At 67.2% G+C, this 18,572-nt stretch carries 20 protein-coding genes; 6 read left to right on the top strand and 14 right to left on the bottom strand.

The annotated features are described in order from the left end of the window. Nucleotides 1-3 precede the first annotated feature (3 nt). Complete coding sequence (locus tag FQU96_RS21170) at nt 4-297, bottom strand: putative quinol monooxygenase (protein ID WP_146543309.1); 294 nt, start codon at nt 295-297, stop codon at nt 4-6. Between the two features lie 16 nt (nt 298-313). Continuing rightward, a complete protein-coding gene (locus FQU96_RS21165) occupies nt 314-1,306 on the bottom strand; it encodes an AraC family transcriptional regulator (protein ID WP_146543308.1) in 993 nt (330 codons plus the stop codon). Between the two features lie 177 nt (nt 1,307-1,483). Between FQU96_RS21165 and FQU96_RS21160 the strand changes: the two genes are divergently transcribed. Together FQU96_RS21160 and FQU96_RS21155 are read left to right on the top strand one after the other, a co-directional pair. Beyond that, nucleotides 1,484-3,271, top strand: a complete 1,788-nt coding sequence (locus FQU96_RS21160) for an NAD(P)/FAD-dependent oxidoreductase (RefSeq protein ID WP_146543307.1) — start codon at nt 1,484-1,486, stop codon at nt 3,269-3,271. Between the two features lie 90 nt (nt 3,272-3,361). Next, nucleotides 3,362-4,399 (top strand): alpha/beta hydrolase, encoded by a 1,038-nt coding sequence (locus tag FQU96_RS21155; RefSeq protein WP_146543306.1) that lies wholly within the window; start codon nt 3,362-3,364, stop codon nt 4,397-4,399. A 27-nt stretch (nt 4,400-4,426) separates the two neighbouring features. On the opposite strand, the gene FQU96_RS21150 is transcribed toward FQU96_RS21155, so the two are convergent. The 11 genes from FQU96_RS21150 to FQU96_RS21100 form a co-directional block, all read right to left on the bottom strand. Beyond that, nucleotides 4,427-5,782, bottom strand: coding sequence for a HAMP domain-containing sensor histidine kinase (locus tag FQU96_RS21150; protein WP_255468426.1), 1,356 nt, complete (start codon nt 5,780-5,782; stop codon nt 4,427-4,429). After that, nucleotides 5,779-6,453 (bottom strand): response regulator transcription factor, encoded by a 675-nt coding sequence (locus FQU96_RS21145; protein ID WP_146543304.1) that lies wholly within the window; start codon nt 6,451-6,453, stop codon nt 5,779-5,781. Before FQU96_RS21145 ends, FQU96_RS21150 begins: the two co-directional genes overlap by 4 nt. A 103-nt stretch (nt 6,454-6,556) precedes the next feature. After that, a complete protein-coding gene (gene nrdR / locus FQU96_RS21140; RefSeq protein WP_146543303.1) occupies nt 6,557-7,018 on the bottom strand; it encodes a transcriptional regulator NrdR in 462 nt (153 codons plus the stop codon). A gap of 51 nt (nt 7,019-7,069) precedes the next feature. After that, nucleotides 7,070-8,374, bottom strand: a complete 1,305-nt coding sequence (gene glyA / locus FQU96_RS21135) for a serine hydroxymethyltransferase (protein ID WP_146543302.1) — start codon at nt 8,372-8,374, stop codon at nt 7,070-7,072. 21 nt (nt 8,375-8,395) lie between these two features. Beyond that, nucleotides 8,396-8,821 carry a ribose 5-phosphate isomerase B gene (gene rpiB, locus FQU96_RS21130; RefSeq protein WP_218574787.1) on the bottom strand — a complete coding sequence of 142 codons (426 nt, stop codon included), beginning with the start codon at nt 8,819-8,821 and terminating at the stop codon, nt 8,396-8,398. A 224-nt stretch (nt 8,822-9,045) separates the two neighbouring features. Continuing rightward, nucleotides 9,046-10,167: a branched-chain amino acid ABC transporter substrate-binding protein gene (locus FQU96_RS21125; RefSeq protein ID WP_146543300.1), complete on the bottom strand. Its 1,122-nt coding sequence runs from the start codon at nt 10,165-10,167 to the stop codon at nt 9,046-9,048. A 113-nt stretch (nt 10,168-10,280) separates the two neighbouring features. Then, the gene (locus tag FQU96_RS21120; protein WP_146543299.1) at nt 10,281-10,634 is read right to left on the bottom strand and encodes a DUF6867 family protein; all 354 of its coding nucleotides are present in this window, start codon (nt 10,632-10,634) and stop codon (nt 10,281-10,283) included. A gap of 11 nt (nt 10,635-10,645) precedes the next feature. After that, a complete protein-coding gene (locus FQU96_RS21115) occupies nt 10,646-11,398 on the bottom strand; it encodes an ABC transporter ATP-binding protein (RefSeq protein WP_146543298.1) in 753 nt (250 codons plus the stop codon). Continuing rightward, complete coding sequence (locus FQU96_RS21110; protein WP_304623181.1) at nt 11,391-12,242, bottom strand: ABC transporter ATP-binding protein; 852 nt, start codon at nt 12,240-12,242, stop codon at nt 11,391-11,393. Before FQU96_RS21110 ends, FQU96_RS21115 begins: the two co-directional genes overlap by 8 nt. A gap of 106 nt (nt 12,243-12,348) precedes the next feature. Beyond that, nucleotides 12,349-13,800 carry a high-affinity branched-chain amino acid ABC transporter permease LivM gene (gene livM, locus FQU96_RS21105; RefSeq protein ID WP_255468425.1) on the bottom strand — a complete coding sequence of 484 codons (1,452 nt, stop codon included), beginning with the start codon at nt 13,798-13,800 and terminating at the stop codon, nt 12,349-12,351. A gap of 2 nt (nt 13,801-13,802) precedes the next feature. Beyond that, nucleotides 13,803-14,717, bottom strand: coding sequence for a branched-chain amino acid ABC transporter permease LivH (locus FQU96_RS21100; protein ID WP_146543297.1), 915 nt, complete (start codon nt 14,715-14,717; stop codon nt 13,803-13,805). 277 nt (nt 14,718-14,994) lie between these two features. Between FQU96_RS21100 and FQU96_RS21095 the strand changes: the two genes are divergently transcribed. From FQU96_RS21095 to FQU96_RS21080, 4 genes are read left to right on the top strand one after another with little or no spacing between them, the layout of a single operon-like run. Then, the gene (locus FQU96_RS21095) at nt 14,995-15,321 is read left to right on the top strand and encodes a PadR family transcriptional regulator (RefSeq protein ID WP_146543296.1); all 327 of its coding nucleotides are present in this window, start codon (nt 14,995-14,997) and stop codon (nt 15,319-15,321) included. Beyond that, a complete protein-coding gene (locus tag FQU96_RS21090) occupies nt 15,318-15,875 on the top strand; it encodes a DUF1700 domain-containing protein (RefSeq protein ID WP_178130616.1) in 558 nt (185 codons plus the stop codon). The genes FQU96_RS21095 and FQU96_RS21090 overlap by 4 nt, the downstream gene beginning before the upstream one ends. Before the next feature lie 19 nt (nt 15,876-15,894). Continuing rightward, on the top strand, nt 15,895-16,635 hold the full coding sequence (locus FQU96_RS21085) for a GIN domain-containing protein (protein ID WP_146543294.1): 741 nt from the start codon (nt 15,895-15,897) through the stop codon (nt 16,633-16,635). A gap of 9 nt (nt 16,636-16,644) precedes the next feature. Continuing rightward, entirely contained in the window at nt 16,645-17,616 is a 972-nt protein-coding gene (locus tag FQU96_RS21080) for an alpha/beta hydrolase fold domain-containing protein (protein WP_146543293.1), read from the top strand. Between the two features lie 17 nt (nt 17,617-17,633). On the opposite strand, the gene FQU96_RS21075 is transcribed toward FQU96_RS21080, so the two are convergent. Next, nucleotides 17,634-18,572, bottom strand: a complete 939-nt coding sequence (locus tag FQU96_RS21075) for a PLP-dependent cysteine synthase family protein (protein ID WP_146543292.1) — start codon at nt 18,570-18,572, stop codon at nt 17,634-17,636.

Below are 18,572 nucleotides of genomic sequence, written 5' to 3'. Positions count from 1 at the left end.
GGACTACACGTCGGTGGGATTGAAGAAGCGGGTCGACAGGCCGCCAACCGTCTTTTCAGCAAACTGGCTCACGACGCCGCTGGCATCACGCCAGGCGCGGTAGGTCTCATAGTGCCGGCGCGAGGCCCAGCGCATGACGAGCAGGATGTTGTCGGGGTTGTCGTCGTTGACGGTCACGTCGACGTTGAGGCAGCCATCCTTGTTGCGGGTCTGCGGCAAGGCCTCACGCAGGTCCTCGAGGACCTCAGGTCCGGTGCCGGGTTTCGCAACGAGTTCCAGCAAGACGTAGCACGACATGCGTTTTCCTTTGTTCCTATGAGGTCAGGACGACACGACGCAATTGGCGGGGCGAGACGCCCCACCAGGCGGTGACGGCGCGCGAGAAGGCACTGGCTTCCGAATAGCCCAGCCGTTCGCTGATCTGTGCGACGCTGGCCGCTGATTTGGACAGCAGAATGTGTGCCTCCTCCATGCGGTGGCCGTCGAAGATCGCCTTGAAGCTCGATCCGGCCGCCGCCAAGCGCCGCTGCAGGGTCCGTGGTGAACAGCCGATATGGCGCGCCACGGAGTCGATCGTGGCATGCCGCGGCCCCAGCCGTTCGATCGCGACCCGCACGTTGCCGCAGAGTGCATCCATCGTGCGATGCGCCGCCAGCAGCGATTCGGCATAGGCCATGTTCAGGCTGAGCAACGCCGGATCGGCGCCAGACGTCGGTTGCGTCATGGTCGCGTGCGCATAGTCGACGCTGGCCTGCGCCCCGCCCAGCGTCACGGGACAACCGAGCATGGCGCTGAACGCCGCCGGGTCCTGGTTGCCACGGCCGGTCAACCGGACGCTGAGCGCGCGCGGACCGTAGGCCACCAACGAGGCTACGGCGGAATCGATCTGCTGCGGCTCCATGGCGATGGCCGACGGCGCCTGCCGGTAGGTCAGCCGCACGCCCTGCGCCACCGGCCGGAGCGCCAGCCAACGGCCGCCTTCGCTCAGCAGCGACTGGTAGCGCAGCAGCGACTGGATGAAGTCGCCGAAGGTCGGGCTGTGGGCGCGAATCACCGACACCACATTGCCGGCCTGGGTCGGCAGCTGGCTGCCGACCTTGAGGCCCAGCAGCGGGTCGTCCGTCATTTGCACGGCGCGCCGCCAGATCAGCCGCGACAGCTGGATCTCGATGCGCGCCGTGGTGGAAATCCGGCCCTGCTCGATACCGCGGATGTCAGCCGTGAGCTCGGCGCGATCGAGGCCCTCACGGGCCATGCGATCCAGCACGGCATTCATCCAGGTCGAGGCAACGGTGAGCGACGCCATGGCCCGATCTTTACATCTTGCGCCAGAAAATCCAGCATCCAGTGGCGTCTGATGTCAAGTATTTGGCGGACCGTGTCACGGACATTCACCTTCAGCTCCGCCTAAATGTCGGCTGACAAAGTCAGGCACTTCGACGCAAAGCGTCGACGTGCCGAGAATGCCGTGGAGAAACGCCTGATGCCGACCGCCCAATCGTTCGATCCCGAGCAGCTGCGCGCCAAATACCGCGCCGAGCGCGAGCGGCGGCTGCGGCCCGACGGCGACACCCAGTACCGCGAGATCGCCGGCACGCTGGCCCACTACGCTGACGATCCCTATGTCGAGCCCGGCTTCACGCGGGCGCCGGTGAGCGATGCGGTCGATGTCGTCGTGGTCGGCGGCGGGTTCGGCGGGCTGCTGGCGGCGGCACGGCTGCGCGAGGCCGGCGTCAAGAGCATCCGCATCATCGAGAAAGGCGGCGATTTCGGCGGCACGTGGTACTGGAACCGCTACCCCGGCGCGGCCTGCGATATCGAGTCCTATATCTATATGCCGCTGCTCGAAGAGCTCGGCGCCATGCCGACCGAGAAATACGCCAAGGCGCCCGAGATCCTGGCGCACACCCAGGCGGTCGGCCGGCACTTCGACCTCTATCGCGACGCCCTCTTCCAGACCACGGTTACGGACCTGCGCTGGGACGACCGCAAAGCGCACTGGGCCATCCAGACCGACCGCGGCGATCGCATGACGGCGCGCTTCGTGGTGCTGACCACGGGGCCGCTCAACCGGCCCAAGCTGCCGGGCATTCCCGGTGTCGAGAGCTTTGCCGGGCACAGCTTCCACACCAGCCGCTGGGACTACGCCTATACCGGCGGCACCTCGCATGGCGGGCTCGACAAGCTCGCCGACAAGCGCGTCGGCATCATCGGCACCGGTGCCACCGCGGTGCAGTGCGCGCCGCATGTCGCGCAATCGGCCCAGCATCTCTTCATCTTCCAGCGCACGCCCTCCTCGATCGACGTGCGCGCAAACCGGCCGACCGATCCGGTGTGGGCGGCGCAGCTCGAGCCCGGCTGGCAGCGCCGGCGCATGGAGAACTTCAACAACCTGGTGTCGGGCATCGCGCAGGACGAAGACCTGGTGAGCGACGGCTGGACCGAGATCATGCAGCTGATCCGGCGCGACCAGATGGCGGCCGACCCGCTGCAGGCACTGCAGATCGCCGACTTCGCCAAGATGGAGCAGGTGCGCGCCCGCGTCGATGCGGTGGTACGCGACCCGTCGGCCGCGGACGCGTTGAAGCCATGGTACAAGCAGTTCTGCAAGCGGCCGTGCTTCCACGACGAATATCTCGACATGTTCAACCGGCCCAACGTGACCCTGGTCGACACCGAGGGCCGCGGCGTGGAACGCATCACGGCCGATTCCATCGTTGCCGGCGGCCGCGCCTATCCCATCGACTGCCTGATCTTCGCCACCGGCTTCGAGGTCGGCACCGGCTACGAGCGGCGCTCGGGCCTGGAGATCCACGGCCGCGGCGGGCGGACGCTCGCGCAAAAATGGGCCGACGGCGTGCAGACCCTGCACGGCCTGCTGACGCGCGATTTTCCCAACTGCTTCATCGTCAGCACCATGCAGTCGGGCCTGGCGCCCAACTTCCCGCACATGCTGACGGAGCAGGCCGAGCATATCGCCTACATCGTGCGCCGCTGCCTCACCGACTCCTTCGACTCGGTGGAGCCCACGGCCGCCGGCGAAGCCGCGTGGACCGACACGATCATGAAGGCCGGCGTGTTCCGCAAGGCCTACCAGGAGGACTGCACGCCCGGCTACTACAACGCCGAGGGCCAGCTGTCGGACCGCAACATCCAGAACGGCGTCTACGGCCGCGGCGCTCCGGCGTTCATCGCCGTCCTCAACGCCTGGCGCGCCGCCGGCGACTACCACGGCCTGCAGTTCGAGCGCGTGGCGGCCGAGGTCGCGTAACGCGGGCGTCCTTCCGCCCCGCTGCTGCCGCCGCGCGAGAGACTATGTCTCGCCCGGCGTGCCTTGTTCTGCCGGTGCCGCACTGGCCTCATGACCGGTGTTCTGGGCATGAGGTTCTTCGCCATGCGGCATCCGTACAACGTTCTTGCGATGCTTACGTTCGTGCTGGGCGCCCACGCCGCGCAGGCACAGACGCCGTCGCACGACACTGCCTCTGCCTTGGGCGTCAGCGCCGCGCAGGCACGCGATGCCTGGAAGCGCCTGGACCAGCCGGCGTTGGAACGCGCCCTGGCGATCGAGGCGACGGTGCCGAACGTCGAGAGCATCCTGCGGTCCTACGCCGAGCGCAGCAGCGCCGCCCGGGCAACGCTGAAGGCGACGCTTGACGTTCCCTACGGGGCGCTGCCGGCCGAACGACTCGACATCTTCCCCGCCGACCGGCCCGGAGCGCCCATCCTTCTGTACATCCACGGCGGCGGATGGGCGCGCTCGCGCAAGGAGGACTGGAGCTATATCGCCGCGCACTTCGTGCCGCGCGGCGCCACGGTCGTTCTCGTCGGCTACCCTCTGGTCCAAAGCGGCGCCAGCGTGGCCGACATCGGCGACAGCACGCGGCGCGCCTATGAATGGGTGGCGCGCCATGCCGACACGTTCGGCGGCAATCCACGCCACATCGTCGTCGCCGGCAATTCCGCCGGCGCCCACCTGAGCGCCGTCGTCGCGACGACCGATTGGCACCGCCGTCTCGGCAGCAGCGCGCTTGCGCCGGCGGCGGTGATCGCCGTCAGCGGCGTCTTCGACATGGAACCGCACCTGCGTGTACCGCACAACAAGGTGATCAAGCTCGACCTGCCCACCGCCCGCCGGGCCAGTCCGCTCGATTTCATCGCCGACGCCGACCCGCGAACGCGCCTGGTGGCCGTCGTCGGCGGCCGCGAGACGCCGGAGTTCGTACGGCAGTCGGTGCTGTTCCACAGCGCCTGGCTGCAGAGCGGACGGCGCGGCGATCTGCTCCTTCTGGGCGACGAAGACCACTTCAGCATCATGGCGCGCATGGCCGATCCCAGCCATCCATTGACGGCCGTGTTCCACGCCGCGCTCGGCATATCGCCGCCGCAGGCGCCGTAAGCTGCACCCTTCTCGCGCGATCTCGACCTAAGCCGCGGTCTGCACCGGCAGTTCGATGCGGAAGCAGGCGCCGCCCGCGATGCCATCCAAGGCCACGGCGCGGCCTCCATGCAGGCGGGCGATTTCCCAGACGAGGTACAGGCCCAGGCCGGCGCCGGTGGTGCGCGCCCGCACGCGGTAGAACGGCTCGAAGATGCGCTCGCGCTCCTCCGGCGGGATGCCGGGCCCCTCGTCCTGGACCTCGATGGCCGCATCAGCCTCGACCCGGATGGTGATCGCGCCCTTGCGGCCGCCGTAGGCGATGGCGTTCTGCACCAGATTGGCAAGCGCACGCTCCAGCGAGGCGGCATCGCCACTCACCGCAACAGCGGTGGCCGCCGACTCGAAGGAAAGATCATAGCCGGCCGAGATCGCGAGTGGCGCCAGCTCCGCCGCCACCTGGCGCCCCAGCCCCACCAGTTCCACCGCGGCGAAGCTCTCCCGCTGGCGATCGAGGCGTTGCAGATCAAGCAGCTGCTCGGCCAGCAGCGCCAGGCGGGCCACATCCTCCAGCAGCAGGTGCTTGTCGTCCGACTCGGCGAGCGCCTCCAGCCGCGTCTGCAGGATCGCAATGGGCGTGCGGATCTCATGCGCGGCATCGGCCAGAAAGCGCTTGTGCCGCTCGTAGCCCTCGTCGAGGCGCGCCAGGGCGTTGTTCACGGCGTTGACCAGCGGCACGATCTCGCTCGGCACGCCGGCGACCGGTAGACGGGCGCCGCGGCGCTCGACGTCGATGCGCTCGGCTTCGGCCGCCGCGTCCTGCAGGCCGGCCACGCCACGGCGCACGATGAGATGCGTGACGATCACCGTCGTGATGACCAGCGGCGTGAAGATCGGCAGCACGATGGTGACGAAGAATGCCAGGATCACGACGGCGATCTTGCCCGGCGCCAAAGTGGTGAGCGCGTTGGTGAGGACAACGACCGGACCGGCTTCTGTCTTGATGCGCCTGATGGAGGCGCGCTGCCCTTTCTGGGCCGCCGCGATCGACGCATCCCCGAAACCGTCGAGATCGGCCTCGAGGCGCGCGAACGCGTCGGGCACCTGGCCTTCGCGCACCGTGCGTCCCTGCTGGTCGCGCACCACGAACCAGAGATCGGGCGTGACCTGGCGCAACTGCACCAGGGCCGGGGTCGAGCGGATCACCAGCTTGTCGTTGGCATCCAGCGCCACAGCGCTTTCCAGCGCCTCGAAGGTGTCGTCGTCCTCGTTGATCTGGATGATGTCGATGGCCACCAGGACGGCAACGACCAGTGCGATGACGGCCAACAGCACGATCGACTGAAAGACCGTCAGGTGCCGCACGATGCGCCAGCGCAGCGACGGATGGCGGTCCTTTCTCAAGATGCGGCCTTCAGCAGATAGCCGACACCGCGGATGGCATGGATGGCCACGCCGGCGTCGGCGGTCTCGAGCTTGCGCCGCAACCGCGAGACATGGGCGTCGAGGCTGTTGGAGGAAATCTCATCGTCGAAGCCGTACACCGTCTCCTCGAGGAATTCGCGCAGCACGGCGCGACCGGCGCGGCGCATCAGCGCCTCCAGCACCAGAAGCTCGCGCCGCGCCATCGACACCGGCACGCCGCCGACACTGGCTTCGCGATGCACGACATCGAAGGCCAGGCGGCCGATGCGCACGACGTCGGAACCGGGCGTGGCGCGGCGGCGGACCACGGCGCGCAGCCGCGCCAGCAATTCCTCGACCAGGAACGGCTTGGGCAGATAGTCATCGGCGCCGCTGTCGAGACCGTGAATGCGATCGGCTGCGTCGCCCCGCGCCGTCAGCACGATCACCGGCACCCAGACCGTCTTGGCGCGGACGCGCGGGATCAGCGTCAGTCCGTCGCCATCGGGCAGACCGCGGTCGAGCAGCACGGCCTGGTAGGTGGCGTTGGCGACGGCCACTTCGGCGTCGGCGAGCGTCTGGACATGGTCGATCACCATGTCATGGCGACCCAACGCCGAACGCAGCGCGGCCGCCATCTGCGGCTCGTCCTCCACCAGAAGAACGCGCATGTCCCGTATCACCTCGTCTACCGATCGGCGTTGGCTTATCGGCAGCGAAGATTACCGGTGCATTGCGGGACCTGGGACCGCGGGCGCTCGCGCTCCCAGCAGATCAATCGCGTACGACGTCGCCGAGGTCGCTGACGAAATCCTCGAAGTCCTTGGCCTCGCGGAAGTTCTTGTAGACCGAGGCGAAGCGCACATAGGCGACCGGATCGAGCGCGCGCAGCGCGTCCATCACCAGCTCGCCGACCTGGGTCGAGGGGATCTCGCTTTCGCCGGAGCTTTCCAGGCGGCGCACGATGCCGTTCACCACGCGCTCGATGCGATCGGGGTCGACCGGCCGCTTGCGGCACGCCACCGTGATGGAGCGCGCCAGCTTGTCGCGATCGAACTGCACGCGCTGGCCGTTCTTCTTGACCACCGTCAACTCACGCAGCTGCACGCGCTCGAATGTCGTGAAGCGCGAACCGCAGGACGGACAGTAACGCCGCCGACGAATGGCGGAGTTGTCTTCCGTCGGACGCGAGTCCTTCACCTGCGTATCGTCGTGGCCGCAAAACGGACACCGCATCAGCCGCCCCCCTGTCTCATCCGTGGCGGCCGCGCGCGGCCGCGTCCAGTTCTAGCGATAAATCGGAAACCGCCGGCACAGCTCCAGCGCCTTGGCGCGGACCTGCTCCTCGACCAGCCGGTTGCCCTCGGCGCTGTTGGCCGACAGGCCATCCAGCACGTCGGCGATCAGGTGGCCGACCTGACGGAACTCGGCCGGGCCGAAGCCGCGCGTGGTGCCCGCCGGCGTGCCGATGCGCACACCCGACGTCACGGTCGGCTTCTCGGGATCGTTGGGAATGCCGTTCTTGTTCACCGTCAGCCCGGCGCGGTCGAGCGCCTTCTCGGCGATGGTGCCGGTGGTGCGCTTGGGCCGCAGGTCGACCAGCATCAGGTGGCTGTCGGTGCCGCCGGACACGATGTCCAGGCCGCGCTCGATCAGGGTCGCCGACAGCACCTTGGCGTTCTCGACCACCTGGCGGGCATAGGTCGCGAACTCCGGCTGCAGCGCCTCGCCGAACGCCACCGCCTTGGCGGCGATCACGTGCATCAGCGGGCCGCCCTGCAAGCCGGGGAACACCGCCGAGTTGATCTTCTTGCCGATGTCGGGATCGTTCGACAGCACCATGCCGCCGCGCGGTCCGCGCAAGGTCTTATGCGTCGTGGTGGTGACGACATGGGCGTGCGGCAGCGGGCTGGGATAGACGCCGGCCGCGACCAGGCCGGCGTAGTGCGCCATGTCGACCATGAAGACGGCACCGACCTCGTCGGCGATCTTGCGGAAGCGCGCGAAGTCGATGTGGCGCGAATAGGCCGAGGCACCGGCGACGATGATCTTGGGCTTGTGCTCGCGGGCGCGGGCTTCCATCTGCTCGTAGTCGATCAGGTGCGTATCGGGCCGCACGCCGTAGGACACGACCTTGAACCACTTGCCCGACTGGTTGGCGGGCGAGCCGTGCGTGAGATGGCCACCCTCGTTCAGCGACATGCCCAGGAACGTGTCACCCGGCTTCATCAGCGCGAAGAACACGGCCTGGTTGGCCTGCGCGCCCGAGTGCGGCTGCACGTTGGCGTAGCTGCAGCCGAACAGCTTGCAGGCGCGCGCGATGGCCAGCGCCTCGGCCTTGTCGACCTCCTCGCAGCCGCCGTAGTAGCGCCGGCCGGGATAACCCTCGGCATACTTGTTGGTCAGCACCGAGCCCTGCGCTTCCAGCACAGCGCGCGAGACGATGTTCTCCGACGCGATCAGCTCGATCCAGTCCTTCTGCCGCTGCAGCTCACCGTCGACGATGTGCTTCAGTTCGGCGTCGGCATCGGCCAGCGGCGCGGTGAAGAAGCCCGATGGAACGACAGGGGCTTGCGGGGCGGTGACGGTCATGGACGCTCCGGAAAGGAATGGCTAGCGGGCGGCCGAGAGCTTGGCCACGCGTGGGCCATGGCGGCCGCCCTCGAAAGGCGTTTCCAGGAAGATGCGGACACAGTCCTTGGCGACCTCGGTGCCGACCAGGCGCGCACCCAGCGCGATCACGTTGGCATCGTTGTGCTGGCGCGCCAGGCGGGCGGACGTAACATCGTGCACCACGGCGGCCCGCACCGCGGGCTCGCGGTTGGCGGCGATCGAGATGCCGATGCCGGTGCCGCACACCAGCACACCCCGGCCGGCACCGCCGTCGCGGATCACCTTGGCGAGCGCGGTGCCGAAGTCGGGATAGTCGACCGACGTCGCGCTGCCGGTGGTCCCGAGGTCGAGAATGTCATGGCCTGCCGCCTGCAGCTCGCGCTTCAGGAGTTCCTTCAGGTCGAAACCGGCGTGGTCCGACGCCATGGCTATGGTTTGCGCCGACATCGGCTGACAGACCCAATATCTGTTGGCAGGCGGCGCACCGATACCATATCTCGCCGACCGACGCCAATCTCGCACTATGGCTGGATGTGAAGATCAGCGGTCCTGCGTAACATGTTCATTTTACGAGAAAAAACGGTCCGGCGGTGCGACCGCCGGACCGTAAATCCACCGCCGTCCCGGGACGGGAGGCGGTCCAGCCAGACCTACTTCGGGGCCGTGAACGACTTGCCGTCCTTCACGACATAGATGTCGTACACCGGGTTCTTGATATCGCCCTTGGCGTCGAACTCCAGCGGGCCAATCACCGAGTCGTACTTGCCGGTGCGCAGCACCTTGGCGACGGCCGCGGCGTCGGTCGACTTGGCCTTGGTGGCGGCTTCGGCCCAGACCTTGATGGCGGCGTAGCTCAAGAGCGTATAGCCCTCGGGATTGTACTTCTGGTCCTTGAACTTCTGGACCAGTGCTGCGTTCTTGGGATCGTTCTCGGCCGCCGGCGGGAAGGAATACAGCACGCCGTTGGTGGCGGCGCCGCCGATCTGGGCGAACTCCGCCGTCTGCAGCGAGTCGAAGCCCATCATCTGGGCGCCCAGCCCCTGCTCGCGCGCCTGCTTGATGATCAGGCCGCCGGCGGGGTGGTAGCCGCCGAGCACGATGATGTCGATCTTGGCCAGCTTCATCTTGTTGATGAGGGCCGTGAAGTCCTTGTCGGTGTCGGTGTACGCCTCGTACATCGCCTCCTTCATGCCGGCCTTGTTGATGGTCTTCTTGGTCTCGTCGGCGACGCCTTTGCCATAGGGCGACTTGTCGTGAAGGATCGCGACTTTCTTGTCCTTGTGATGCTTCAGCAGGTAGCTGCCGACGGTGATGCCTTGTACGTCGTCACGACCGCAGGTGCGGAAGATCGTCGTATTGCCCTCGGCTGCCGCATCGTCCGTCAGCTTGGGATTGGTGGATGCCGGCGTGATCTGCAGGACCTTGCCTTCCTTGTAGATCTTGGAGGCCGGGATTGACGAGCCCGAGCAGAAGTGGCCGGCCACGAACGCGACCTTGTCCGACACCATCTTGTTGGCCACCGCCGTGGCCTGCTTGGGATCGCAGGCATCGTCGCCCACGACCAGCTGCAGCTTCTGGCCGTTCACGCCGCCGGCGGCGTTGATGTCGGCCACCGCCATCTCGGCGCCACGGCGCAACTGCTCGCCGAAAGCCGCGAGCTGGCCGGTCATGGGACCGGCCGAGCCGATCTTGATCTGCGCCCATGCCGAGCCCGCACCCAGCGCCAGCGCCATGGCCGTCGCGGTGCCCAGCGATACAGCAAACCTTGTCATGAACGGTCTCCCTCTTCACCCTGTATGCGGGGCTGTGCCCCGCGCTCCGCCCCGACTGGAGCGACTGAGGAAAGCCTATCGCGGCCTCGGTACGGCGCCAAGACGCCGCGTGCTCAGCGATCGGCTTTTTCGCGCCAACCGAACGGTCCGGCCGGCTCATAAAGCCATGGATACTGCCTGATCATCATGCGCGCCTGCGTGAGCCGCCACGCCACCAGGCCGATCACGACCAGGATCAGCGCCGACGCCAGGAAGCCTAGCGGCGACAGCAGATCCCCTCCGGCCAGGGCGTAGTCGACGAACCGCTCCGCCGCCGCCAGGAGCGTGCAATAGACCGCCACCCACACCGGCGACTGCCAGCGCGATGCGATGCCGTTGCCGGTGGCAAACGCCGCCCAGCCGAACACCACGAACGTCAGCAGCAGAAAGATGCCGAGCGTATTGCCGAGGATGGGTGCCGGGTCCATGTCGTCGCTCTCTAATGCGCACCGCCCTCGAGGTACGCAGCGCGCACCTCGGGGTTGGCCAGCAGGTCGGCGCCGCTGCCGGACATCTTCACGCGGCCGTTCACCAGCACGTAGCCACGGTCGGCCAGCCGCAACGCATGGAAGGCGTTCTGCTCGACCAGGAAGATCGTGACTCCCTCGTCGCGGGCAATCGCGCGGATGGTCTCGAAGATCTGCTTCACGATCAGCGGCGCCAGCCCCAGCGACGGCTCGTCCAGCAGCAAGAGCCGCGGCCGGCTCATCAAGGCCCGACCGATCGCCAGCATCTGCTGCTCGCCGCCCGACAAGGTGCCGCCACGTTGCTGGTGACGTTCCTTCAGGCGCGGGAACAACGTGTAGACACGTTCGAGGTCGGCGGCGAAGTGCGCCGGATCGGCGAAGGCGGCGCCCATCTGCAGGTTCTCGAACACCGACATGCGGGCGAAGATCCGCCGGCCCTCGGGAACCTGCGCAATGCCGCGACGCATGATCTCGTGCGTCGGCAGGCGGGTGATGTCGTTGCCTTCGAACAGGACGGCGCCCTGGCGCGCCTGCGGCGATCCGCAGATCGTCATCAGCAGGGTCGACTTGCCGGCGCCGTTGGCGCCGATCAGGGTCACGATTTCGCCACGGCGCACGGCGAGATCCACGCCGTGCAGCGCCTGGATGGCGCCATAGAACGTCTCGATGCCGCGCACCTCGAGCATGGCCGCAACACCGCGAATCTCCAGCTTGGGCTCAGCCATGGCCGGCCCCCGCGCTGTCTTCCTCCTCGCCGAGATAGGCGCGGATCACGGCCGGATCGGCGCGCACCGCCGCCGGCGTGCCGTCGGCGATCTTGCGGCCGTAGTCGAGCACGATGATGTGGTCGGAGATGGTCATCACCACGCTCATGTCGTGTTCGATCAACAGGACGCCGATGCCGTCGCGATCGCGGATGGAGATCAGCAGGTCGTTGAGCTCAGCCGATTCGCGCGGATTGAGGCCGGCGGCCGGCTCGTCCAGGCACAGCAGCAGCGGATCGGTGCACATGGCGCGCGCGATCTCCAGCCGCCGCTGGTAGCCGTAGGGCAGTTCTCCCGCCTCGCGATCGGCGTGCGCCAGAAGCCCGATGCGATCCAGCCAGCCGCGCGCCTTGTCGATGGCCCGCGCCTCGGCGGCGCGATAGCTTGCCAGTCCCAGGACGCCCAGGAACGTATAGCCCGAGGCCAGCATCAGCTTGTTGTGCTGAGCCACCAGCAGGTTCTCCAGCACGCTCATGCCCGGAAACAGCCGGATGTTCTGGAACGTGCGCGCCACCCGCGCCTTGGCGGCGATCTCGAAGCCGGCCATGCGTTCCAGCAGAAACTCGCGCCCGTTGTGATAGACCGCCAGGCGCCCCACGGTCGGCCGGTAGAAGCCGGTGATGCAGTTGAACACTGTCGTCTTGCCGGCGCCGTTGGGACCGATGATGGCGGTGATCTGCCGGCTTTCGGCCGCGAAGGACACATTGTCGATGGCGACAAGACCGCCGAACCGCATGGTCAGGTGGTCGACCTGGATCAATGACGGCGTCATGCGCGCACGACCCGGGCCCGGAAACGCGGGCATCCTGCCCGCATTCGCCCATAGCGTAAGCGGAGGGCGACATTGTCCCCGCGGCACTGACATACCGATGCGGGCGAGACGCCCGCGCCCCCAGGAACTCTCATGCGCATCAGCCCGCGCCCGCAGGATGGAGTCGCACGGTCGGATCACGGTGGGATACGAGGCCCTTGGGCTTGAACACCATGATCAGGACCATCGCCAAGCCGAACGCCAGCATGCGGTACTCGCCCAGATCGCGGAACCACTCCGGCAGGCCGATCAGCAGGATCGCGGCCAGCACCACACCGAACTGGCTGCCCATGCCGCCCAGCACCACGATCGACAGGATGATCGCTGACTCGATGAAGACGAAGCTCTCGGGGCTGATGAAGCGCTGCTTGGCGGCGAAGAACGAGCCGGCGAAGCCGGCGAACATCGCGCCGATGGCGAAGGCCGTCAGCTTGGTGTTGGTGGGGTTGATACCCAACGCCTGGCAGGCCACCTCGTCCTCGCGCAGCGCCTCCCAGGCGCGGCCAACGGGCAGGCGCCGCAGACGCAGGGTCACGAAATTGGTGACCAGCGCCAGGGCCAGGATCACGAAATAGAGAAAGATCAGGCGATGGTTCCCGGAGAACTCGATGCCCACCCATTCGTGGAACGTCGTCTTGCCCTCCGGCGCCTGCTCGGCAAAGACATGTCCCCAGATGGTCGGTCCGGGAATGCCGCCGATGCCGGCCGGGCCCTCCGTGAAGTCGACCCAGTTCTGGATCACGATCTTCACGATCTCGCCGAACCCCAAAGTCACGATGGCGAGGTAGTCACCGCGCAAGCGCAGCACGGGAAAGCCCAGCAGCACGCCGAACATCGCCGCCATGACGCCGGCCACGGGCAGGCACATCCAGAAGCTCCAGCCGTGCTGCGTCGAGAGCAGCGCGTAGGCATAGGCACCGACGGCATAGAACGCGACGTAGCCAAGGTCGAGCAGGCCGGCGAGGCCGACCACGATGTTCAGGCCCCAGCCCAGCATCACGTAGGTCAGGATCAGGATGCCCAGGTCCATGACCTTCTGGTCCGAGAACGGCAGGAACGGCAGGACCACGGCGAAGGTCAGCAGCGCCGCGCCGAGCCACGGATAGAGCCGCTGCGTGCTCTGCCCGACGCTGCTCGACAAGCCGGCGATCGCCGCGCCGCCACCGCTGGAGCGACGCAGCCAGAGCCACAGCGCGCGCAGCATCAATGCGGCGCCGACCAGGCTGATCACCACCGTCAGGAAGGATGACGGCAGCTTCAGTCCCTGCGCCACCGCCAGCAGGACGGCGCCGATCACAAAGGTCACCAGCGGCCAGCCGTTGGACGCGGCCGTCAGCGCCAGCCGGCCGAGGACGATCGCCACGCAGGCAACGAGCAGGTCAACGAGGTGATAGTCGAACTGCAATCCCGCCGCGCCGGAATCGACAGTGCGGAAACCCACCATGAAGAGGCCCAGGGCGCCGGCGAGCAGCCCGGTGACAACGGCGTCCCACACCGCCGCCGGCCAGTTCGAGGGTGTGCCGGCCGGGGCGGCGGGTTGGGCGATGGCCATGATCAGACCTTTTCGATCTCGGGTTTGCCGAGCAGGCCGGTGGGCCGGAAGATCAGCACCAGCACCAGCACCGAGAAAGCGGCGACGTCCTTGTATTCGCTGGAGAAGTAGCCGGCCCAGAACACCTCGATCAGGCCGATCAGCAGGCCGCCCAGCATGGCCCCCGGCAGCGAGCCGATGCCGCCCAGCACGGCCGCCGTGAAGGCCTTGATGCCGGCGAGGAAGCCGACGAAGAAGTCGACGACGCCGTAGTACATCATGAACATCATGCCGGCGACCGCCGCCAGCGCCGCGCCCATCACGAACGTGAACGAGATCGTGCGGTTGACGTCGACGCCCAGCAGCGACGCCATCTTCATGTCCTGCTCGCAGGCGCGCTGCTGGCGGCCCAGTGCCGTGCGGGTGATCAGCAGCGTGAAGCCCGTCATCAGCGCAACGGTCACGATCACGATCACGATCTGGATGTAGCTGACATTGACCGCGAAGCCGTCGGCCTCGTGCAGCTTGATCGATCCCGTGACCAGGGAATTGTGCGGCTTGGGCCGCGCGCCCTGCGCCAGCTGCACGAAGTTCTGCAGCACGATCGACACGCCGATCGCCGAGATCAGCGGCGCCAGCCGAAACGAGCCGCGCAGCGGCCGGTAGGCCATGCGCTCGACAGCCCAGCCATAGACGGAGGTGAATGCCATCGCCATCAGCAGGACCAGCACGATGGCCAGCGGCGCCCAGCCGATGCCGAGCACGGCGCAGATCATGAAGCCGATCAAGGCGATGAAGCCGCCCACCATGAAGATGTCGCCGTGGGCGAAATTGATCATGCCGATGATGCCGTAGACCATCGTGTAGCCGATGGCGATGAGCCCGTAGATGGCGCCCAGGGTCAGGGCATTGATCAGCTGCTGAAGAAAATATTCCATGCTTCCCTGTGACACGTGAACCGGTGCAAGCATTCCTGCCCGGTCCATCGCATTTTTCATGCCGGCCGTTCATCGGCCGGTTCGGATCGAACTAAACCCGATCGTGCGGTTGTGAGCAAGCGCACGACAACAAGCCACCCACAGGTCAATCCGCCACATCAAGGCGCTGACAGCAAGCGCGCGAGTGAAAGAACCAATGCGACGCGGTGTTGGTCACTATACCTTGCATAACAAGGTACCTTGCTATATATAACCCTATGAGCGTCACAACTATCGCATGACCGAGTCGATCCAGATCCAGCTCAAGAAGGGGGCTCTCGAATTGTGCGTGCTGGCGCTGCTGTCCCGCCGCGAAAGCTACGGCTACGAGATTGCCAGCACGCTGGCGGTCGCGATGGGCACCGGCGAAGGCACGATCTACCCGCTCATGCGGCGCATGCAGAACGACGGCCTCGTTGACACGCACCTCGTCGAGTCGGCCAGCGGTCCTTCGCGCAAGTACTACCGGCTGACATCCGCCGGTCGGAGCGCCTTCGAGGCGCAGAAGCGCGAATGGCGCCACTTCGTCAGCGCTGTCAGCGAGCTGCTGGGAGAGAGCCGGTGACGCGCGCGGATTTCCTGTCCGTGCTGCGCGCCGGATTGAAGGGCCTGCCGGCCGCGGAGGTCGACGACATCGTGGCCGACTACGCCACCCACTTCGATGAAGGCTTGGCTCTGGGACGCAGAGAAGAAGATGTCGCGGCGGCGCTGGGCGATGCGCGTCAACTGGCGCGCGAGTTGCGGGCCGAGGCGGGCCTGCGGCGCTGGGAAACACAGCGCAGCGCCGCAACCGTCGGCGCGGCGCTGCTTGCGCTGGGCGGCCTGGCCACCGTGGACGTCTTCATCCTGTTGCCCCTGCTCCTCGTCCTGGCGCTGGCCGCGCTGGTCACCGGTCTTGTGGTTATCGCACTGACGGTGGTCGGGCTCGGCATGCTCGCCGGCGCCCTGCCCTTCGGGCACGCGACCCATTGGGCGGCCGCGCTGGCGGGGTTTGGGCTGGCTGCCGGTGGCGTAGGTGTCGGCGCCCTGGTGCTGCTCGCCGTCAACGGCGCGCTGACGCTGCTGAGCCGCTACGCGCGCCTGCACTACCGCCTGATCAAACCGACGACGTCTCCCTGACATCCGACGGAGAGGATTCATGAATCGACGCCTCGCCTGGACAGCTGCCATTGGGCTCGCCACCTCGGCGGTGTCGCTGATCGCAGCAGCCTGGATCGCCAGCGCAGCGCCGAGCCGGGTCGCCGGCTGCTGGCGGATGCCGTTGGCGCGCACGCTCGGCTTCGAGCCGCTTCCGCCCGATATTCACAGCGGTCAACCCGGAACGATCACGCTTCCGTGGAACGGCGGTGAGGCCATCACGATCAACCTGCCCGCCGCGGTGACGTACCAATCCGGCGCCAAAGCCGAGGCGATCATCAGCGGCGACAGCGCGCTCATCCGTCACGTGCGGCTGCAGGACGGCAAGCTGGCGTGGGACGGCGCCCTCGATACCGTCTGTCTGCCATCCGAGCACATCGTGGTGCAGCTCACGGGTCCGCCCGTCACGAACTGGCTGCTGCATGGTTCGGCGCGCCTGGTTCTGTCGGCGATCGACCAGGACACGCTTCACCTCAGAATCCGTGGCAGCGGCAACGTGAATGCGAGCGGTCGTGCGCAGCTGGTTTCGCTCGACGTCGCCGGCTCGGGCAACGCCGACCTGAGCAAGCTGGCCGTGCGCCGGGCAACCGTGACGATCCACGGCAGCGGCGACGCGGCCATCGCGCCGCGGGACGAGGCCGACATCAGGATCGCAGGCAGCGGGTCGATCACGCTGCATGGCGAACCCGGCAAGCTCCAGACCCACATATCCGGCTCAGGGAAAGTCCGGCGCGCTCCGTAGGAGGCACACGTGCATCGATCCATTCGCGCGATCATCATATTCGCCACGGTTTGGCTGCTGACGGCGGTGGCCAATGCCCAGCCGTTTCACGCCGGCATCTCGCGTCTCTCCGCCGACAGTGATGGCACACCGTTCGATGTCCTCGTATGGTATCCCACCCCGGCCGCGGAGACGCCCTGGCATGAGGGCATCTTTGCCATCCCCGCCAGCCGCGACGCCGCGTTGGCGCCGGGAATATTTCCGATCATCCTGTTGTCGCACGGCGGTGGCTTGCGCGGCGGATCACCGCTCACCCTGCGGACGCTATCGGCCAGCCTGGCGCGGCAAGGCTACATTGTCGTGGCGCCGTTTCACGGCACGACCGCGCGCAGCTTCGTCAATCGGCCACGTCAGATCGCGGCAGCACTCAACGCGGTGCTGGCGGCGCCTCGCATGGCCGGCCATGCCGATCCGACGCGCCTTGGCATGCTCGGTTTTTCACTCGGCGGCGCGGTGACCCTGGTTCTCGCCGGTGGCGCGGTCAACGTCGGCCATATGGCGGCCTACTGTGGCGCGCATCCGGAAGACACCCTGGCTTGCACCCGACCCGGCGGCAACGATGGCGGCGTGCGCGAGGCGCCGCCGTCGGGCATCATCGCGTCGCTGACGCGCCTGCCGCTCAAGGCCATCGTCCTGCTCGATCCGTTGGCAGTGCCCTTCGATCGCGCGGGCCTTGCCGACGTGACCATGCCGACCCTGCTGTACCGCCCGCAGGACAGCCTGCTGCGCGCCGACGGCAACGCGCTGGCGCTCGCCGCAGCGCTGTCACATCCGCCGCGGCTGGAAATGACCCCCGGTGGCCATTTCGTCTTCCTCGATACCTGTCCACCCGAGGCACGATCCCAGGAAGCGTGGTGCGATGATCCGCCCGGCGTCGATCGCGCGTCCTTGCAGGTGCGGATCGGCATGGAAATCGCGACATTCTTTCGCGACCATCTCTAGTCCAGGCGCCGCGCGACTCATGCGCCGTGCACGCCATAGGTCTTGAGGTACTTCATTCCGGTATCACACATCACGGTGACGACGGTCGCGCCTTGTCCGAGGCGTCCGGCCAGCCGCGCGGCGGCGATCACGTTGGCGCCGGTGGAGGTACCGGCAAAGATCCCCTCCTCCCGCGCCAGGCGCAGCGCCATGGCCACGGCCTCGCCGGTGGATACGCGCTCGATGTCGTCGGCGATGTCCGCATGCCACAGCGGCACGACAAACCCGGCACCGACCCCGTCGATCCTGTGGGCGCCCGACGGTCCGCCCGACAGAACCGCCGATTCGGCCGGCTCCACGGCAACCATGCGAATCCGTTCGTTATAGCGGCACAACGCCTCGCCTGTGCCGCGCAGCGATGCTGCCGTTCCGACACTCTGGACGAAGCCGTCGATACGCCCCTCGGTCTGCGCCCAGATCTCAGCCGCCAACGCATGATAGGCGGTGATCTGGTCGGTGTTGTTCAGCTGGTCGGTCCAGAAGGCGCCGGTTTCCGCTGCGATGAGTCGTGCGGCATCGACCATGTCGCGCGTCAGCTTCTCGGTCATGCGCCCGCTGTCACTGGGCACGATATGCAGCCGGGCGCCCAGGGCCTGCATGTGATCACGCTTCTCCTGGGCGAAAGCATCCGACGTCACGATGTGCAGCGGGTAGCCCCTTACCGCGCAAACCAGCGCCAGCGACACGCCGGTGCTGCCGCCGGTGTATTCGACCACCACACCGCCCGGCGTAAGGCGGCCATCCGCTTCCCCCGCCTCGATCATGGCCAGGGCCATGCGATCCTTCATGCTGCCGGTGGGATTCTCGCTTTCCAGCTTCAGCAGGATACGCGCGGCGTTGGGCAGCGCGATCCTGCGCAAGGGCACCAGGGAGGTGTTGCCAATCGAGTGCAGGATGTCCCGACGCACCAGGGTCAT

Source organism: Reyranella sp. CPCC 100927, assembly GCF_007859315.1.
Lineage (GTDB): Bacteria > Pseudomonadota > Alphaproteobacteria > Reyranellales > Reyranellaceae > Vineibacter.
Note: the sequence above shows the minus strand (reverse complement) of the source record. Positions and strands in the feature narration are given on the sequence as shown.

Excerpts from the sequence above, each read along its gene's own strand:
- FQU96_RS21095 (WP_146543296.1), top strand. The coding sequence starts at position 14,995 with ATGACCGAGTCGATCCAGATCCAGCTCAAGAAGGGGGCTCTCGAATTG.
- FQU96_RS21165 (WP_146543308.1), bottom strand. The coding sequence starts at position 1,306 with ATGGCGTCGCTCACCGTTGCCTCGACCTGGATGAATGCCGTGCTGGAT.
- FQU96_RS21075 (WP_146543292.1), bottom strand. The coding sequence starts at position 18,572 with ATGACCCTGGTGCGTCGGGACATCCTGCACTCGATTGGCAACACCTCC.
- glyA (WP_146543302.1), bottom strand. The coding sequence starts at position 8,374 with ATGACCGTCACCGCCCCGCAAGCCCCTGTCGTTCCATCGGGCTTCTTC.
- nrdR (WP_146543303.1), bottom strand. The coding sequence starts at position 7,018 with ATGCGGTGTCCGTTTTGCGGCCACGACGATACGCAGGTGAAGGACTCG.
- FQU96_RS21120 (WP_146543299.1), bottom strand. The coding sequence starts at position 10,634 with ATGGACCCGGCACCCATCCTCGGCAATACGCTCGGCATCTTTCTGCTG.
- FQU96_RS21085 (WP_146543294.1), top strand. The coding sequence starts at position 15,895 with ATGAATCGACGCCTCGCCTGGACAGCTGCCATTGGGCTCGCCACCTCG.
- FQU96_RS21170 (WP_146543309.1), bottom strand. The coding sequence starts at position 297 with ATGTCGTGCTACGTCTTGCTGGAACTCGTTGCGAAACCCGGCACCGGA.
- FQU96_RS21110 (WP_304623181.1), bottom strand. The coding sequence starts at position 12,242 with ATGCCCGCGTTTCCGGGCCCGGGTCGTGCGCGCATGACGCCGTCATTG.
- FQU96_RS21160 (WP_146543307.1), top strand. The coding sequence starts at position 1,484 with ATGCCGACCGCCCAATCGTTCGATCCCGAGCAGCTGCGCGCCAAATAC.
- FQU96_RS21125 (WP_146543300.1), bottom strand. The coding sequence starts at position 10,167 with ATGACAAGGTTTGCTGTATCGCTGGGCACCGCGACGGCCATGGCGCTG.
- rpiB (WP_218574787.1), bottom strand. The coding sequence starts at position 8,821 with ATGGCGTCGGACCACGCCGGTTTCGACCTGAAGGAACTCCTGAAGCGC.
- FQU96_RS21100 (WP_146543297.1), bottom strand. The coding sequence starts at position 14,717 with ATGGAATATTTTCTTCAGCAGCTGATCAATGCCCTGACCCTGGGCGCC.
- FQU96_RS21115 (WP_146543298.1), bottom strand. The coding sequence starts at position 11,398 with ATGGCTGAGCCCAAGCTGGAGATTCGCGGTGTTGCGGCCATGCTCGAG.
- FQU96_RS21155 (WP_146543306.1), top strand. The coding sequence starts at position 3,362 with ATGACCGGTGTTCTGGGCATGAGGTTCTTCGCCATGCGGCATCCGTAC.
- FQU96_RS21145 (WP_146543304.1), bottom strand. The coding sequence starts at position 6,453 with ATGCGCGTTCTTCTGGTGGAGGACGAGCCGCAGATGGCGGCCGCGCTG.
- livM (WP_255468425.1), bottom strand. The coding sequence starts at position 13,800 with ATGGCCATCGCCCAACCCGCCGCCCCGGCCGGCACACCCTCGAACTGG.